16 protein-coding genes are annotated in these 16,658 nt (G+C 60.4%); 1 reads left to right on the top strand and 15 read right to left on the bottom strand.

What is annotated here, in order from left to right; all coding sequences use genetic code 11:
* Positions 1-12 precede the first annotated feature (12 nt).
* The 7 genes from RGM2987_RS07660 to flhA all read right to left on the bottom strand — a co-directional run bounded on the left by RGM2987_RS07660 (position 13) and on the right by flhA (position 8,834).
* The gene (locus RGM2987_RS07660) at positions 13-2,289 is read right to left on the bottom strand and encodes a chemotaxis protein CheA (RefSeq protein WP_245139492.1); all 2,277 of its coding nucleotides are present in this window, start codon (positions 2,287-2,289) and stop codon (positions 13-15) included.
* A 31-nt stretch (positions 2,290-2,320) separates the two neighbouring features.
* The gene (locus RGM2987_RS07655) at positions 2,321-3,106 is read right to left on the bottom strand and encodes a protein phosphatase CheZ (RefSeq protein ID WP_245139491.1); all 786 of its coding nucleotides are present in this window, start codon (positions 3,104-3,106) and stop codon (positions 2,321-2,323) included.
* A gap of 18 nt (positions 3,107-3,124) precedes the next feature.
* On the bottom strand, positions 3,125-3,496 hold the full coding sequence (locus RGM2987_RS07650; RefSeq protein WP_003199125.1) for a chemotaxis response regulator CheY: 372 nt from the start codon (positions 3,494-3,496) through the stop codon (positions 3,125-3,127).
* A gap of 160 nt (positions 3,497-3,656) precedes the next feature.
* A complete protein-coding gene (gene fliA / locus RGM2987_RS07645; protein ID WP_245139490.1) occupies positions 3,657-4,400 on the bottom strand; it encodes an RNA polymerase sigma factor FliA in 744 nt (247 codons plus the stop codon).
* The gene (gene fleN / locus RGM2987_RS07640; RefSeq protein WP_003184001.1) at positions 4,397-5,227 is read right to left on the bottom strand and encodes a flagellar synthesis regulator FleN; all 831 of its coding nucleotides are present in this window, start codon (positions 5,225-5,227) and stop codon (positions 4,397-4,399) included. Before fleN ends, fliA begins: the two co-directional genes overlap by 4 nt.
* Before the next feature lie 116 nt (positions 5,228-5,343).
* Positions 5,344-6,693 (bottom strand): flagellar biosynthesis protein FlhF, encoded by a 1,350-nt coding sequence (gene flhF, locus RGM2987_RS07635; RefSeq protein ID WP_245139489.1) that lies wholly within the window; start codon positions 6,691-6,693, stop codon positions 5,344-5,346.
* Between the two features lie 11 nt (positions 6,694-6,704).
* Positions 6,705-8,834: a flagellar biosynthesis protein FlhA gene (flhA, locus tag RGM2987_RS07630; protein WP_245139510.1), complete on the bottom strand. Its 2,130-nt coding sequence runs from the start codon at positions 8,832-8,834 to the stop codon at positions 6,705-6,707.
* A gap of 273 nt (positions 8,835-9,107) precedes the next feature.
* Between flhA and RGM2987_RS07625 the strand changes: the two genes are divergently transcribed.
* A complete protein-coding gene (locus tag RGM2987_RS07625) occupies positions 9,108-11,069 on the top strand; it encodes a hypothetical protein (protein ID WP_245139488.1) in 1,962 nt (653 codons plus the stop codon).
* Here RGM2987_RS07625 and flhB read toward each other — a convergent pair.
* The 8 genes from flhB to fliL form a co-directional block, all read right to left on the bottom strand.
* The gene (flhB, locus tag RGM2987_RS07620; RefSeq protein WP_245139487.1) at positions 11,066-12,202 is read right to left on the bottom strand and encodes a flagellar biosynthesis protein FlhB; all 1,137 of its coding nucleotides are present in this window, start codon (positions 12,200-12,202) and stop codon (positions 11,066-11,068) included. The two genes, RGM2987_RS07625 and flhB, sit on opposite strands and share 4 nt — an antisense overlap.
* Before the next feature lie 3 nt (positions 12,203-12,205).
* Positions 12,206-12,988 (bottom strand): flagellar biosynthetic protein FliR, encoded by a 783-nt coding sequence (fliR, locus tag RGM2987_RS07615; protein WP_245139486.1) that lies wholly within the window; start codon positions 12,986-12,988, stop codon positions 12,206-12,208.
* A gap of 4 nt (positions 12,989-12,992) precedes the next feature.
* Positions 12,993-13,262: a flagellar biosynthesis protein FliQ gene (gene fliQ, locus RGM2987_RS07610; RefSeq protein WP_245139485.1), complete on the bottom strand. Its 270-nt coding sequence runs from the start codon at positions 13,260-13,262 to the stop codon at positions 12,993-12,995.
* Positions 13,263-13,285: 23 nt separating this feature from the next.
* Positions 13,286-14,035, bottom strand: coding sequence for a flagellar type III secretion system pore protein FliP (gene fliP, locus RGM2987_RS07605; RefSeq protein ID WP_245139484.1), 750 nt, complete (start codon positions 14,033-14,035; stop codon positions 13,286-13,288).
* Complete coding sequence (gene fliO / locus RGM2987_RS07600) at positions 14,035-14,472, bottom strand: flagellar biosynthetic protein FliO (RefSeq protein ID WP_245139483.1); 438 nt, start codon at positions 14,470-14,472, stop codon at positions 14,035-14,037. Before fliO ends, fliP begins: the two co-directional genes overlap by 1 nt.
* Positions 14,473-14,931, bottom strand: coding sequence for a flagellar motor switch protein FliN (gene fliN, locus RGM2987_RS07595; RefSeq protein WP_245139482.1), 459 nt, complete (start codon positions 14,929-14,931; stop codon positions 14,473-14,475).
* Between the two features lie 69 nt (positions 14,932-15,000).
* Complete coding sequence (gene fliM / locus RGM2987_RS07590; protein ID WP_212797039.1) at positions 15,001-15,969, bottom strand: flagellar motor switch protein FliM; 969 nt, start codon at positions 15,967-15,969, stop codon at positions 15,001-15,003.
* A gap of 9 nt (positions 15,970-15,978) precedes the next feature.
* Complete coding sequence (fliL, locus tag RGM2987_RS07585) at positions 15,979-16,482, bottom strand: flagellar basal body-associated protein FliL (RefSeq protein WP_245139481.1); 504 nt, start codon at positions 16,480-16,482, stop codon at positions 15,979-15,981.
* Between the last annotated feature and the right edge of the window lie 176 nt (positions 16,483-16,658).

Raw genomic sequence — 16,658 nt, 5'->3', positions numbered from 1 at the left:
GCCCCTCCAGAATCAAATACGCCGTGCGGCGTAACGCTTGAGCATGCTGGGCACGTCGAGGATCAACGCGATGCGGCCGTCGCCGGTGATGGTGGCGCCGGACATGCCCGGGGTGCCCTGGAGCATCTTGCCCAACGGCTTGATGACCACTTCTTCCTGGCCCACGAGCTGATCGACGACGAAGCCGATCCGCTGGGTGCCCACCGAAAGGATCACCACATGGCCCTCGCCCTGCTCCACATGGGCTGCGGAGCTGACCAGCCAGCGCTTGAGGTAGAACAGCGGCAACGCCTTGTCCCGCACGATCACCACTTCCTGGCCGTCCACCACGTTGGTGCGCGACAGGTCGAGGTGGAAGATCTCGTTGACGTTGACCAGCGGGAAAGCGAACGCCTGGTTGCCCAGCATCACCATCAAGGTCGGCATGATCGCCAGCGTCAGCGGGACCTTGATGAGGATCTTCGAACCCGAGCCCTTGACCGAATGGATGTTGATCGAACCGTTGAGCTGGGAAATCTTGGTCTTCACCACGTCCATGCCCACGCCACGGCCCGACACGTCGGAAATCTCGGTCTTGGTGGAAAAGCCCGGGGCGAAGATCAGGTTGTAGCACTCGGTGTCGCTCAGGCGGTCGGCGGCATCCTTGTCCATCACCCCGCGTTTCACCGCAATGGCCCGCAACACATCCGGATCCATGCCCTTGCCGTCGTCGGAGATCGACAACAGGATGTGATCGCCTTCCTGCTCGGCGGCCAGGATCACCTTGCCGCTGCGGACCTTGCCCGAGGCTTCGCGCTCTTCCGGCGATTCGATGCCGTGGTCGACCGCGTTGCGCACCAAGTGGACCAATGGGTCGGCCAGGGCCTCGACGAGGTTCTTGTCGAGGTCGGTCTCTTCACCCACCAGTTCCAGGTTGATTTCTTTCTTGAGCTGGCGAGCCAGGTCGCGAACCAGGCGCGGGAAGCGCCCGAAGACTTTCTTGATCGGCTGCATCCGGGTCTTCATGACCGCGGTCTGCAAGTCGGCCGTGACCACGTCGAGGTTCGACACGGCCTTGGACATGGCTTCGTCCTGGCTGTTGAGGCCCAGGCGCACCAGGCGGTTACGCACCAGCACCAGTTCGCCGACCATGTTCATGATCTCGTCCAGGCGCGCGGTGTCGACCCGTACGGTGGTCTCGGCTTCGCTGGCCGGCTTCTCCGGAGGCGGCGCCGCCGCGGCGGCACGGGCCGGTGCCGGCGCAGCAGCAGGGGCGGCAGCAGCGGCAGGCTTGGGTGTCTCGGCCTTCGGCTCCGGCGCCTTGGCAGCCGGTTTTGGCGCAGCCTTGGCCGCCGGGGCAGCCGTGGTGGCGGCAGGCGCAGCAGCAGCCGTACCGACTTCGCTGAACTTGCCCTTGCCATGCAATTCGTCGAGCAGCGATTCGAATTCGTGGTCGCTGATCAGGTCGCTGCCGGCGGCGGCCGCAGCCGGTTTGGCTGGCGTCGGTGCCGAAGCGATGGCCGAGTCCAGTGCCTCGACGGCAAAGGTACCCTTGCCGTGCAACTGATCGAGCAAGGCTTCGAATTCGTCGTCGGTGATGTCGGAATTGTCGCCTGCCGCTTTCGGGGCTGCGGCGGCCGGCGCAGGCGCCGCGGTTGGAGCAACGGCATCGACGGCGAACTGACCCTTGCCATGAAGCTGGTCGAGCAGCGACTCGAACTCGGCATCGGTGATTTCATCGCTGGCAGCGGTCGCTGGAGCAGTGGGTGCAGCGGGCGCTGCCGGAGCCTCGGCCTGGGCCTTGGCGGCGTTCAGCGAGTCCAGCAGTTGTTCGAATTCGTTATCGGTGATGTCGCCCGATTCCTCGGCGACGGGCTCTTCAACCACCGGCGCGGGTTCCGGCACGGCTTCATCAGCCGATTGCGGCTCGGCCAGGCGCGACAGCGCGGCGAGCAGCTCGGGTGTGGCGGGGGTAATCGGCGAGCGCTCGCGCACTTCGCTGAACATGCTGTTGACCGCATCCAGCGCTTCGAGCACCACGTCCATCAATTCCGAATCGACGCGACGCTCACCCTTGCGCAGGATGTCGAACACGTTCTCGGCAATGTGACAGCATTCCACCAGCTCGTTGAGCTGGAGGAAGCCGGCGCCTCCTTTTACAGTGTGGAAACCGCGAAAGATTGCATTGAGCAAGTCCGCATCATCAGGCCGGCTTTCCAGCTCGACCAGTTGCTCGGACAGTTGCTCGAGAATCTCGCCAGCCTCAACCAGGAAATCCTGAAGGATCTCTTCATCGGCGCCGAAGCTCATTAATGGGGTGCTCCTAAAACAGGGCTAAAACTCAGAATCCAAGGCTGGACAGCAAATCGTCCACATCGTCCTGACCGGACACAACGTCTTCTCTTTTATCGGCATGAATCTGCGGACCTTCACCCTGAGAGAGATGTTTTTGTGGATCTTTTTCAGCAAGTATCGCTTCACGGTCGTGTTCGATGCCTGCAAAGCGGTCAACCTGGCTGGCCATCAACACCAGTTTGAGCAGATTGCTTTCCACTTCGGTGACCAGTTGGGTCACCCGCTTGATCACCTGGCCGGTCAGGTCCTGATAGTCCTGGGCCAGCAGAATGTCGTTGAGATTATTGGCGACGGCGCGGTTCTCGTTGCTGCTGCGCGTCAGGAAACCGTCGACCCTGCGGGCCAGCTCCCGGAACTCTTCAGCCCCGACTTCGCGCCGCATGAACCGACCCCAATCGGTGCTCAAGGCCTGGGCTTCTTCGCTCAGGCCATTGACCAGCGGCGTGGCGCTTTCCACCAGGTCCATGGTGCGGTTGGCCGCAGCCTCGGTCAGCTTGACCACATAACCCAGACGCTCTGTGGCATCGGTGATCTGCGAGACTTCCTCGGCCTGCGGCATGTGCGGGTCGATCTGGAAATTGACAATCGCGCTGTGCAGTTCACGCGTGAGCTTGCCCACTTCCTGATACAGACCGCGGTCACGGGTCTGGTTGAGCTCATGGATCATTTGAACCGCATCGCCAAAACGACCTTTTTCAAGGCTGTCGACCAGTTCGCGGGCATGTTTTTTCAGGGTCGATTCGAAATCGCCCATAGAAGATTCGTTATCCATAGCTCCCCCGTGGCGCCGTTAACCGATGCGTTCGAAGATTTTTTCGATCTTCTCTTTCAACGCCTGGGCCGTGAAGGGTTTGACCACATAGCCGTTCACACCGGCCTGGGCCGCTTCGATGATCTGCTCGCGCTTGGCTTCGGCAGTCACCATCAGCACCGGGAGGTGCTTGAGCTTTTCATCGGCACGCACCTGGCGCAGCAGGTCGATACCGGTCATGCCTGGCATGTTCCAGTCGGTGACCAGGAAATCGAAGTTACCGCTGTGCAACATCGGGAGCGCGGTCGTCCCGTCATCTGCTTCGGCCGTGTTGGTGAACCCAAGGTCACGCAACAGGTTTTTAATGATCCGCCGCATCGTTGAAAAATCATCAACGATGAGGATTTTCATGTTCTTGTCCAATTCGACCTCCAAGCAGTCTTAAACGCGTCCAGCACCTGAACGCGCCATTTCAATCAATTCCGGCACAACACTCGACAACGGTCTGGAGCGCTGCACGGTGGCTGGCGCATTACTGGCCAATCTCGTTCGCAGTCGCTCCACACGCCTGTCAGCGCGCTCGCCACTCCCCCAAACGCCCCCGCAAGCGGGCCGCGCACTGGCTGTGTAACTGGCTGACCCGCGATTCGCTGACCCCCAGGACCTCACCGATTTCCTTGAGGTTCAGCTCTTCGTCGTAGTACAGCGCCAAGACCAGCCGCTCACGCTCCGGCAAATTGGCAATCGCTTCGGCCAGCGCGCTCTGGAACCGTTCATCTTCCAGGTCGCGCGCAGGCTCCATGTGAGTACTTGCGCCATCCTCATGCAGCCCTTCATGTTCGCCGTCCTGCAACAGGTCGTCGAAACTGAACAGGCGGCTGCCCAAGGTATCGTTCAAAATCCCGTAATAATCATCGAGACTCAACTGGAGTTCGGCCGCAACCTCGTGATCTTTAGCGTCGCGCCCGGTTTTAGCTTCAATTGCCCGGATCGCGTCACTGACCATGCGCGTATTACGGTGCACCGAACGCGGCGCCCAATCGCCCTTGCGGACTTCATCGAGCATCGCCCCGCGAATGCGGATCCCGGCATACGTCTCGAAGCTTGCGCCTTTGCTCGCGTCGTATTTGTTCGCCACCTCGAGCAGGCCGATCATGCCGGCCTGGATCAGGTCCTCGACCTGGACACTGGCCGGCAGACGCGCCAGCAAGTGGTAGGCGATACGCTTGACCAGGGGCGCGTAACGCTCGATCAATTCGTATTGGGCGTCCCGTGCCGATTTTTTGTAGAGATGGTTGTAACCGCTTGCAGTCATAGCACGGGCCCTGCTGTTTGTTGCACGAGACGCTCGACGAAAAATTCCAGATGCCCGCGCGGGTTGGCCGGCAAGGGCCAGGTATCGACCTTCTGGGCGATCGCCTTAAATGCCAGCGCGCATTTGGAACGTGGAAAAGCTTCATAAACGGCACGTTGCTTCTGGACCGCCTTACGCACGCTTTCGTCGTAAGGCACCGCGCCCACATATTGCAGGGCAACATCCAGGAAGCGATCCGTGACCTTGGTCAACTTGGCGAACAGGTTGCGTCCTTCCTGCGGGCTCTGGGCCATGTTGGCCAGGACGCGGAAGCGGTTCATGCCGTAGTCGCGGTTCAATAACTTGATCAGGGCATAGGCGTCGGTGATGGACGTGGGTTCGTCGCAGACCACCAGCAGCACTTCCTGGGCTGCGCGCACGAAACTCACGACGGAGTCGCCGATACCTGCGGCGGTGTCGATCACCAGCACATCGAGGTTGTCACCGATATCGCTGAACGCCTGGATCAGGCCCGCGTGTTGTGCCGGGGTCAGGTGGACCATGCTCTGGGTGCCGGAGGCGGCCGGCACGATGCGAATCCCGCCCGGTCCCTGCAACAGCACGTCGCGCAGTTCACAACGACCTTCGATGACGTCCGCCAGGGTGCGCTTGGGGGTGAGCCCCAGCAACACGTCGACGTTCGCCAGGCCCAGGTCGGCGTCCAGCAGCATGACCCGTCGGCCAAGCTCTGCCAGAGCCAGGGACAAGTTCACTGACACGTTAGTCTTCCCGACGCCACCTTTGCCGCCGGTCACCGCGATCACCTGTACGGGATGCATGCTGCCCATGTTCGTTCTTTACCTTGTCTTACTTAGACGGAGGCCACATTACTGGCTGCGCGTTCACACACGGAACAATGCATGGCAGACCATCGATGTAGGTACAAAAAATACTCATGATAACCTCAGCCGACCTGCTTGGTCGGGCTGTGGTAGATATCAGCGAACATGTCAGCCATGGCTTCTTCGCTGGGTTCTTCCTGCATTTGCACACTCACGGCACGGCTGACCAGTTGGTGACGGCGCGGCAGATGCAAATCATCCGGGATCCGCGGCCCGTCAGTCAGGTATGCCACCGGCAGATCGTGTCCGATCGCCAGGCTCAACACCTCGCCCAGGCTTGCCGTTTCATCCAGCTTAGTCAGGATGCAGCCGGCCAGCCCGCAGCGCTTGTAGCTGTGATATGCGGCGGTTAGAACCTGCTTCTGGCTGGTGGTTGCCAACACGAGATAATTTTTTGACTTGATGCCGCGCCCGGCCAGGCTTTCGAGCTGCATGCGCAGGGCCGGATCGCTGGCTTGCAGGCCGGCGGTATCGATCAGCACGACGCGCTTGCGCAGCAAGGGTTCCAGCGCCTGGGCCAGGGACTGGCCCGGATCCACCTGGGTCACCGACACATTGAGGATCCGCCCCAGGGTCTTGAGCTGCTCCTGGGCACCGATGCGGAAACTGTCCATGCTCACCAGGGCAATGCTCTGGGCACCATATTTAAGTACATAACGGGCGGCGAGCTTGGCCAGGGTGGTGGTCTTGCCCATGCCGGCAGGACCGACCATGGCAATCACCCCACCCTCTTCCAATGGCTCGACTTCCGGCGTGGCAATCATCCGCGCCAGGTGCGCCAGCAACATGCGCCAGGCCTGGCGTGGCTCTTCGATACCGTTGATCAGCGCCAGCAGGTCGCGGGACAACGGGCCGGACAGGCCGATGCGTTGCAGGCGACGCCACAGGTTGGCCTGGGCCGGACGGCTGCCTTGCAACTGGTTCCAGGCCAACGAGCCGAGCTGGACTTCCATCAGCTCGCGCAGGCTGTTGAGTTCCGAACGCATCGAGTCCAGGGCACGCGGGTCGACGCCACGGGCAGGCGCCGCCGGGGCCGGCTCGGCACGACGCGGTTCGGCCGGGGCCGGCTCGATCAGCGGTTCGGCAGCGGTCAACGGCAGGCCGGCAGTCAGCGGCTGGCCGGCGAACAGTTGGCGATTGGTGCCCGCCGCGGCCTCGCCTTCATGGCTGCGCAGGCTCAGTTCGGCCTGGGCGCTGGCGATGCGCGACTGGGTCTTGCGCAGCTCGTCCTCGAGTTCCATGTTCGGAACACGCGGGGCCAGCGCCGACAGTTTGTAGTCCAGGGCCGCCGTCAGCTCGACACCGCCAGCGATCCGGCGATTGCCGATGATGGCTGCTTCAGCGCCCAGCTCGTCACGAACCAGCTTCATGGCCTGACGCATATCGGCGGCGAAAAAACGCTTCACTTGCATAAACCACTACCTCAGCCGTTGGGCCCTACTGTCGCAACGATAGTCACTTGCTTGTTGTCCGGTATTTCCTGGTACGCCAGCACATGCAGCCCCGGGACCGCGAGGCGTCCGAATCGCGAAAGCATCGCGCGAATCGGACCGGCCACCAGCAGGATCACTGGCTGGCCTTGCATCTCTTGCCGCTGGGCTGCGTCGATCAACGATCGTTGCAGCTTCTCGGCCATGCTTGGCTCCAGCAGAACACCCTCTTCCGAGCCTTGTCCTGCCTTCTGCAGACTATTGAGCAATATCTGTTCCAACCTTGGCTCCAACGTGATCACAGGCAGCTCGGACTCAGTGCCTACAATGCTTTGGACGATTGCGCGGGATACACCGACCCGCACCGCAGCCACCATCGCGGCGGTATCTTGACTCTTCGAAGCGTTGTTGGCGATGGCTTCGGCAATACTGCGTATGTCCCGCACCGGCACCTGTTCGGCCAGCAGCGCCTGGAGAATTTTCAGCAACTGCGACAGCGAAAGCACACCCGGCACCAACTCTTCGGCCAGCTTCGGCGAGCCCTTGGCCAGCACTTGCAGCAATTGCTGGACTTCCTCGTGACCGATCAGCTCACTGGAGTGCTTGTAGAGGATCTGGTTCAGGTGCGTCGCCACCACGGTGCTGGCGTCTACCACGGTATAGCCCAGGGACTGGGCCTGGGCCCGCTGGCTGATTTCGATCCACACCGCTTCCAGGCCGAAAGCCGGATCTTTGGCGGTGATGCCATTGAGGCTGCCGTAGACCTGCCCGGGGTTGATCGCCAGCTCGCGATCCGGGTAGATCTCGGCCTCGGCCAGGATCACGCCCATCAAGGTCAGGCGATAGGCGCTCGGCGCCAGGTCGAGGTTGTCGCGGATATGCACGGTCGGCATCAGGAAGCCCAGGTCCTGGGACAGCTTCTTGCGCACGCCCTTGATCCGCGCCAGCAACTGGCCGCCCTGGTTACGATCGACCAATGGAATCAGGCGATAGCCGACTTCCAGGCCGATCATGTCGATCGGGGTCACGTCGTCCCAGCCCAGTTCCTTGGTTTCCATGGCGCGAGCAGGCGATGGCAGCAGCTCCTGCTGGCGCTTGACCTCTTGCAGGGCCTGGACCTTCTGGGCGTTCTGTTTTTTCCAGAACAGATAGGCACCGCCCGCCGCCAACGCAGCCATGCTCAGGAAAGACACATGTGGCATGCCCGGCACCAGGCCCATCACTGCCATCAGGCCCGCAGCCACAGCCAAGGCCCGGGGCGAAGCGAACATCTGCCGGCCAATCTGCTTACCCATGTCTTCGGAGCCCGAAGCGCGGGTTACCATGATGGCGGCTGCTGTGGATAACAACAGTGATGGCAATTGCGCCACCAAACCGTCACCAATGGTCAAAAGAGCGTAAACCTTCCCCGCATCACCGAACGTCATGCCGTGCTGGAAGATGCCGACGGCCATGCCGCCGATCAGGTTGATGAACAGGATCAACAGGCCGGCGATGGCGTCACCGCGAACAAATTTGCTGGCACCGTCCATGGAGCCGTAGAACTCGGCTTCCTGAGCGACTTCAAGACGACGGACCTTGGCCTGGTTCTGATCGATCAGGCCGGCGTTGAGGTCGGCGTCGATTGCCATTTGCTTGCCGGGCATTGCGTCGAGGGTGAAGCGCGCGCTCACCTCGGAAATCCGCCCGGCACCCTTGGTCACCACGACGAAGTTGATGATCATCAAGATGGCGAAGACCACGATACCCACTACGTAGTTACCGCCGATCACCACCTCACCAAAGGCCTGGATCACCTTGCCGGCGGCCGCGTGACCATCCTGGCCGTGGAGCATGACCACCCGGGTGGACGCCACGTTCAGCGCCAGGCGCAGCAGCGTCGCCACCAGCAGGATGGTCGGGAATACCGCGAAATCCAGCGGCCGCAGGGCGTACACACACACCAGCAGCACCACGATCGATAGCGCGATGTTGAACGTAAAGAACACGTCCAGCAGAAACGGCGGCACCGGCAGCATCATCATGGCGAGCATGACCATCAGCAGCAGCGGCACACCCAGGTTGCCCCGGCTGAGGTCTATGACGTTGCTGCGCGCGGTGCTGAGTAACTGAGAGCGATCCACCAATATTCCCCGTTCCTGTGAAGCAAACTTTTGACGCCATGGCGCCTTGGGAGCTGCTTTTGCAAAAAGCCGTCCAACTTTGGTGGCAACGGAGAATTGAGTCGAACCGGGGGGACCAGGCGGGAAATTTCGCACGCAGCAGGCACCAAACAAGCGAAATGTCAACCTGACACTTCTGAGAGTGGTCAAGGCAAGCAGTGGGGTATTGAATGAATACCCCAGCAACTGTGCCGCCACTCAAGCAGCCGCAACACACGTGTGTGGAGGTTGATCATGAGCGAGAACACTTCCCTTGCCGAGCAAATGGGCGTGCACCCCGACGACCTGGACGAACACGGCGTATTGAAGCCTTATGTGCCCCCGCAGTTCGCTCCTTATGCCACCGAGGGATATCCCGACACCGAGCTGCCAACCCGCTGTGATCCTGCTCCAGGCGATGAAGCGCTTCCAGCGCCGAGGACCGGCTGGTGCCCGAACGGCAGCGTCAGCGGCGGTATCTGCTCGCCGTTCAATGATGTCCGACCCAATTGGATGGGCTATTACCCGGGCGCCACCGGGAGTTTGCGCATTGATGAAATGATACTGCCAGGCACCCACAACTCGGCGATGGATAAACAGGCGCCCTACTCCAACAGCTACGATACCTGCCAAGACGTATCGCCTCACAGTCAACTACATACAGGCATCCGGGTGCTGGACCTGAGAGTCCAATTCTCCTGGGGTTACCCCTTGGGAGACCGTAGAAGATTCTCGATATTCCACGGCTTGGACTCCAAAAGAACCATCGAAGGCGACTGCCTTCAAGCCGCTACCAACCTCTACACCGCCCACAGCAAGGAAGTGGTTATCCTCGACTTCCATCAATTCAAGAACTTTACCGATGCGGCGCATCGGGAATTGGCCACAATCATAAAAAACTGGCTGGGCAGCAGACTGATCGAACCCAAGTGGAATGTTCTGGTACTCAGGCAATTGTGGGCCTTGCAGAAGAATGTCGTGATTGCCTACAACAGCAGCCAGCGAGATCCACTGTTCTGGCCTGGGGTCAATCAGCGCTGGATCGGCAAGGACACGCCCTCCAGCAGCGAACTGAAGAGTTTCATTGATCGGGTGGGCAACGAGGTCAAGCCTGACTATGAGCTGCGGTCCATCCAGGCGCATAAATACACTAAGGTTTATCAACCTGATGACATGTCGCCGGACGTCATGAACTGGTTCGCTGCGGGCGCGGATGACTCGCCGATCATGAAGTTCCATATCATCAATACGGATTGGTCGTTGCGTCATCGGCATATCGACAACTGCATTCATGCCAATAGTTTCAGGAGCAAGAACTACAGCGCCCTTTCTCTCACACCCCAGAATCTTTCCAACGGCTACATACCTCATGGTCATCGTGCGATCGCTCTGGAGACATACAACGGCAATTGGCTGGCTACGATGACGCTTCCCTTGATTGGGATGCGCGAGGCCACACTGCTCATCATCAGCAAGGCTCAGCTGAATACAACCCTGCGGGTATCCAACAGTAATTTTCCAATTGCCGACCTGACCCTGGCGCAAGGTGATGCGCTGTTGTTCATGTACAACGATCAGCAGTCAAAATGGATCTTGCAGCCTGAGATTGTCTACTCCCCCAATACGTCGGGCGATACGGTTCCCAACGTACAGGCCGGCGAAAAACTCATCAGCTATCGGACCGAGGATTACAACTGGACAGAACATATCTACCTGCCAGCCAGCGCACCTGCCTATAGCTATCTCGAAATAGCGTCGGACATAACGGCCACCGAAGGCTGGCACAGCTATATCCATCGAAAATCCGGCGATCGGGTCTATCGCTGTCAGCGGGGTGACAAGTACCTTTTTACGTTCAACCAGGGCTCCTGGCAGGTAGCAAAAGCGGCCATACATGCCTACGGAGCAGCCCAGGCAGGCGCCCAGATGGCAGATACCGGCACAGAACTGACCCAGGTACATTTCAGGAACGGCGACTGGATCGGGCAAATCACCCTTCCGGAAAATGCTTGGAACAATGACAAGGTCACACTGACCTCCACCGCGACCTACACCGCTACCGTCAAGGGTACCAACCTGGCAACAGGGGTCGACCTGCTGCTTGAAACAGGCCACGCTCTTCACTTTCGATATGTCGCTTCCACCAAAAAGTGGAGCAAAATCTTGTCAGCCCAGGAGGAGCCCGACCTGACGCCGCCCAGCCCACCAGCGCCTTAGGAATCCCGGCGCAAATCCGGCGGGATCGGCAAATCCTTCAGCGGCTCGGGGCGCTTGCCCTTGCCGGCGCGGTGCTGGCGGATCTGGTAGACGTAGGCCAGCACCTGGGCCACGGCCAGGTACAGCCCACCGGGGATTTCCTGGTCGAGTTCGGTTGAGTAATAGATCGACCGCGCCAAGGCTGGGGATTCGAGGAGCATCACCTCGTTGGCCACGGCGATTTCACGGATCTTCAGCGCCAGGAAGTCATTGCCCTTGGCCAACAGCACCGGGGCATTGCCTTTTTCGGGATCGTACTTGAGGGCCACGGCATAGTGGGTCGGGTTGGTGATGACCACGTCGGCCTCCGGCACCGCCGCCATCATCCGGCGCTGGGACACTTCACGCTGCAACTGGCGGATCTTCTGTTTGACCTCCGGCTTGCCTTCCGCATCCTTGTACTCGTCGCGCACTTCCTGCTTGGTCATCATCAGCTTCTGCTTGCTCTGATACAGCTGGATCGGCACGTCGATGGCGGCGATAAGGATCAGCCCGCAGGCCATCCACAACGTACTCCAACCCACCAATTGCACGCTGTGGATGATCGCCTTCTCCAACGGCTCATGGGCAATACGCAATATGTCATCAATGTCCGATTGCAACACCGTCAGCGCCACAAACAGGATGATCAGGAATTTCCCAAAGGCCTTGAGCAACTCCATCAGCGCTGATGTCGAGAACATTCGCTTGAGGCCAGCGGCCGGATTCATCCGACTGAATTTCGGGGCCAGGCTCCCGCCGGCAAATAACCAGCCACCCAGGGAAATCGGACCGACAAAAGCAGCCACCAGCAAAAAAATCAGAATGGGCTGCACCGCCGCAATCGCAATTTTCCCTGAGTGCAGCAGGTGCTGCGTCATGGAGCCCGGGGTGAGCAACACTTCACGTGGCAGGGAGAAATTCAGGCGCATGATTTCCAACAGGTCCAGGGCCAGCCCGCCACCGTAGATCAGCAAACCACCGGCCCCGGCCAGCATCACCGCCAGGGTATTGAGCTCCTTGGAGCGGGCGATCTCGCCTTTTTCCCGGGACTCGCGCCGGCGCTTCTCCGTGGGGTCTTCTGTCTTGTCCTGACCACTCTCGCTCTCGGCCATGGTTCAGCGCGCCTGTGCCATGTCGCGTAGCAGCTGCAAGGCCTCAGTGGCCAGTGGCTGATACTGGTTGAGAATATCCCCCAGGCTGACCCAGAAAATCACCATCCCCAACACCAGGGTCAGCGGGAAACCAATGGCGAAAATGTTCAGTTGCGGCGCTGCCCGGGTCATCACGCCAAAGGCGATGTTGACGACCAGCAAGGCAGTGATTGCGGGCAATACCAACACCATCGCCGAGCCCAGCACCCAACCGAGCTTGCCGGCGACCTCCCAGAAATGATTGACCAGCATCGCGCTGCCCACCGGCATGGTCGTGAAGCTCTCGGTCAGCACCTCGAACACCACCAGGTGCCCGTTCATGGCGAGAAACAGCAACGTCACGAGCATCGTCAGGAGTTGCCCGATCACGGCGGTGTTCACGCCGTTGGTGGGATCGACCATCGACGCGAACGCCATGCCCATCTGGATCGAAATGATCTGCCCGGCCACGACGAAGGCCTGGAAGAACAGCTGCAGCGAAAAACCCATCAAGGCGCCGATGAGGATCTGCTCGGCCACCAGCATCAGCGCACTGAGGTCCAGCGCATGGACCTGCGGCATCGGCGGCAGCCCAGGGGCGATCACCACGGTAATCGCCAGGGCGAAATACAAGCGTACGCGCCGTGGTACCAGAGTCGTGCCGAAGACCGGCATGCTCATCAGCACGGCCGTGACGCGGAACAGCGGCAGGACGAACGCGGCCACCCAGGAACTGATCTGGGTGTCTGTCAGCGCAAGCATCGACATCGGGTCAACCGATCAACTGCGGAATACTGCCGTACAAACGCAGGATGTATTCCATGAAAGTCTGCACCAGCCAGGGACCGGCGACGATCAGCGTCACCAACATCACCAGCAGGCGCGGCAGAAAGCTCAGCGTCTGTTCGTTGATCTGCGTCGCGGCCTGGAACATGGCCACCACCAGGCCCACCAGCAGACTGGGGATCACCAGGATGGCGACCATCACCGTGGTCAGCCAGAGCGCTTCGCGAAACAGGTCAAGCGCGACTTCAGGCGTCATATCTTGCTACCTGCACAAAAGGTCTAAACACCGCCGAAACTGCCTGCCAGGGTGCCGATGATCAGCGCCCAGCCGTCCACCAGCACGAACAGCATGATCTTGAACGGCAGGGAAATGATCAGCGGCGAGAGCATCATCATGCCCATGGCCATCAGCACGCTGGCGACCACCAGGTCGATGATCAGGAACGGGATGAAGATCATGAAACCGATCTGGAACGCGGTCTTGAGTTCGGAGGTCACGAACGCCGGCACCAGGATCGTCAAAGGTGCCTGGTCGGCGCTGGCGATGTCGGTGCGCTTGGACAGCCGCATGAACAGCTCCAGGTCGCTGCTGCGCGTCTGGGCCAGCATGAAGTCCTTGATCGGCACCTGGGCCTTGGCCACCGCATCCTGGGCGCTGAGCTTTTCCGCCAGATAAGGTTGCAGCGCGTCCTGGTTCACCCGGTCGAACACCGGGGCCATGATGAACATGGTCAAAAACAGCGCCATGCCGGTGAGGATCTGGTTCGACGGCGTCTGTTGCAAGCCGAGGGCCTGGCGCAGGATCGAAAAGACAATGATGATCCGCGTGAAACTGGTCATCAGCATGACGAACGCCGGGATGAAGCTCAGCGCGGTCATGATCAGCAGGATCTGCAGGCTGACCGAGTATTCCTGGGCCCCGTCGGCGTTGGTGCCCAGGGTAATCGCCGGAATCGACAATGGGTCGGCGGCAAACACCAACGGCGCGGCCAGCATCAGGGCCAGCGCCAACAGAATGCGCAGCGGCATTACTTTTTATCCTTCTGGTCTTTCCCCAACAGCTCCATGAGACGCTGGGCAAACTCGGGAGAGGCCTGCTCGGTGGACGGCACCTGAACCGGCTCCTTGAGGACATGCAATGCGGTAATGGAGCCCGGGCTCAAGCCCAGCAGAATCTGCTCATTGCCGACCTGCACCAGCACCAGCCGATCACGTGGGCCAAGCGCACGGGAGCCGACGATGTCGATGACCTGCCCTTTGCCCGCCGGCCCAGCCTGTTGCACGCGCCGCAACAGCCAGGCGAGAAAGAAGATCAATCCCAGCACCAGCAACAGGCCGAGCACCAGTTGCACCAACTGTCCGGCCACACCGGTGCCCGCCGCCGGCGCAGCGGCCACCGCAGCCACCGGTTCGGCAGCCAGCACACTGAACGGCAGCATCATGGCTGCAGCGAAGAGACCTTTCACTCAGCGCAGCTTCTTGATGCGTTCGCTCGGGCTGATCACGTCCGTCAGGCGGATGCCGAACTTCTCGTTGACCACCACCACCTCGCCATGGGCGATCAGCGTGCCGTTGACCAACACATCCAGCGGCTCGCCCGCCAGGCGATCCAGCTCGATCACCGAGCCCTGGTTGAGTTGCAGCAGGTTGCGGATGTTGATGTCGGTGCTGCCTACTTCCATGGAGATGGACACGGGGATGTCCAGAATCACGTCCAGGTTCGGACCGTCCAGGGTGACCTGCTCATTGCTTCTTGGCACGCTGCCGAACTCTTCCATAGGCAGGCGATTGGAAGCCTGGGCACCGGTGTCAGCGGCCAGCAAGGCATCGATGTCGGCCTGTCCGTCGTCACCCGCCTCCTCAAGGGCCGCAGCCCATTCATCGGCCAGCGCCTGGTCATCCTGGTTATTCATATCGTTAGCCATCATTTGTCCTCGGCGGGCAAAAATCAGTAAAAAACCTGAAAACTCGTTAACTTAAGGGTACGACACCGCTCAGCGGCGTTCGATCGGCTCGATCACCTGCAACGCCAGGTTGCCTTTGTGCGAGCCCATCTTGACCTTGAAGGCCGGCACGCCGTTGGCGCGCATGATCATGTCCTCGGGCATCTCCACGGGAATGATGTCCCCCGGTTGCATGTGCAGGATGTCCCGCAGGCGCAACTGGCGCCGGGCAACTGTCGCGCCGACCGGCACGTCGACATCCAGCACGTCCTGGCGCAACGCGTTGATCCAGCGCTCGTCCTGGTCGTCGAGGTCCGACTGGAAGCCGGCGTCGAGCATTTCACGCACCGGCTCGATCATCGAGTACGGCATGGTCACGTGCAGGTCACCGCCGCCGCCATCGAGTTCGATGTGGAAAGTCGAGACCACGATGGCTTCGCTTGGGCCGACGATGTTGGCCATGGCCGGGTTCACTTCAGAGTTGATGTACTCGAAATTCACTTCCATGATCGCCTGCCAGGCCTCCTTCAAGTCGACGAAGGCCTGCTCCAGCACCATGCGCACCACGCGTAGTTCGGTCGGGGTGAACTCACGCCCTTCGATCTTGGCGTGGCGCCCATCGCCACCGAAGAAGTTGTCCACCAGCTTGAACACCAGCTTGGCGTCGAGGATGAACAACGCCGTGCCGCGCAGCGGCTTGATCTTCACCAGGTTGAGGCTGGTGGGCACGTACAGCGAGTGTACGTACTCACCGAACTTCATCACCTGCACACCACCAACAGCCACATCCGCCGAGCGGCGCAGCATGTTGAACATGCTGATGCGGGTGTACCTTGCGAAACGCTCGTTGATCATTTCCAGGGTCGGCATGCGTCCGCGAACGATGCGATCCTGGCTGGTCAGGTCATAGCTTTTGACGCTGCCCGGTTCAGCAGCGTTTTCGGTCTGGACCAGGCCGTCGTCGACACCGTGTAACAGCGCGTCGATTTCGTCCTGGGACAACAGGTCCTGCACGGCCATGTCGTGTTCCTACTGCAATACGAAGTTAGTGAAGAGCAACTGTTCGATCACCACTTTGCCCAGCTCTTTCTGAGCCACTTCCTGCACGCTGGCCGTGGCTTTCTGACGGAGCATTTCCTGGCCGACGGGAGTGGCCAGGGTGTCGAAGTTCTGTCCGGAAAACAGCATCACCAGGTTATTGCGGATCAGCGGCATGTGCACCCGCAGTGCTTCCAGGTCAGCCTGGTTACGGCCCAGCAGGGTGATGCTGACCTGCATGTAGCGCTGGCGTCCATTCTGGGTGTAGTTAGCCACGAAGGCCGGCGCCATCGGTTCGAAAATCGCCGGCTGCTTGCCGACCGGCGCGGCCTCGGCCGCCGGTGCAGGCTTGCTTTGAGCGCTGTGCATGAAATACCAGGTCGCCCCCACGGACACACCGATCGCCAGGAGCAGGCCAACGACGATCAGGATGATCATCTTGAGCTTGCCTTTGGTTGCGGGGTCTTTTACAGCTGCTGCGTCGCTCTTCGCCATGCCAATAATCCGTCACTAATCGGGGGTTTCAATGTTGCGTGGCTAGGGTGGAGCAAGTGTTATGCCAGAAGTGTCTGGGAATGGGTCCGAGTATGTTGTAGCGACCTGAAACAAAAGTGGGAGCGGGCTTGCTCGCGAATGCGATGTGTCAGTCAGCACAACGTTAACTGACACAC

The sequence above is a fragment of the Pseudomonas sp. RGM2987 genome (assembly GCF_022952855.1).
In the GTDB taxonomy this organism is placed as follows: domain Bacteria; phylum Pseudomonadota; class Gammaproteobacteria; order Pseudomonadales; family Pseudomonadaceae; genus Aquipseudomonas.
This window is presented reverse-complemented; position numbering and strand designations above follow the sequence as displayed.

Coding starts and splice junctions, on each gene's coding strand:
- fliA (WP_245139490.1), bottom strand. CDS start 4,400: ATGACTGCAAGCGGTTACAACCATCTCTACAAAAAATCGGCACGGGAC.
- fliP (WP_245139484.1), bottom strand. CDS start 14,035: ATGCCGCTGCGCATTCTGTTGGCGCTGGCCCTGATGCTGGCCGCGCCG.
- fliQ (WP_245139485.1), bottom strand. CDS start 13,262: ATGACGCCTGAAGTCGCGCTTGACCTGTTTCGCGAAGCGCTCTGGCTG.
- fliN (WP_245139482.1), bottom strand. CDS start 14,931: ATGGCTAACGATATGAATAACCAGGATGACCAGGCGCTGGCCGATGAA.
- RGM2987_RS07660 (WP_245139492.1), bottom strand. CDS start 2,289: ATGAGCTTCGGCGCCGATGAAGAGATCCTTCAGGATTTCCTGGTTGAG.
- fleN (WP_003184001.1), bottom strand. CDS start 5,227: ATGGGCAGCATGCATCCCGTACAGGTGATCGCGGTGACCGGCGGCAAA.
- flhF (WP_245139489.1), bottom strand. CDS start 6,693: ATGCAAGTGAAGCGTTTTTTCGCCGCCGATATGCGTCAGGCCATGAAG.
- flhB (WP_245139487.1), bottom strand. CDS start 12,202: ATGGCCGAGAGCGAGAGTGGTCAGGACAAGACAGAAGACCCCACGGAG.
- fliR (WP_245139486.1), bottom strand. CDS start 12,988: ATGTCGATGCTTGCGCTGACAGACACCCAGATCAGTTCCTGGGTGGCC.
- RGM2987_RS07655 (WP_245139491.1), bottom strand. CDS start 3,106: ATGGATAACGAATCTTCTATGGGCGATTTCGAATCGACCCTGAAAAAA.
- fliL (WP_245139481.1), bottom strand. CDS start 16,482: ATGGCGAAGAGCGACGCAGCAGCTGTAAAAGACCCCGCAACCAAAGGC.
- fliM (WP_212797039.1), bottom strand. CDS start 15,969: ATGGCCGTGCAGGACCTGTTGTCCCAGGACGAAATCGACGCGCTGTTA.
- RGM2987_RS07650 (WP_003199125.1), bottom strand. CDS start 3,496: ATGAAAATCCTCATCGTTGATGATTTTTCAACGATGCGGCGGATCATT.
- RGM2987_RS07625 (WP_245139488.1), top strand. CDS start 9,108: ATGAGCGAGAACACTTCCCTTGCCGAGCAAATGGGCGTGCACCCCGAC.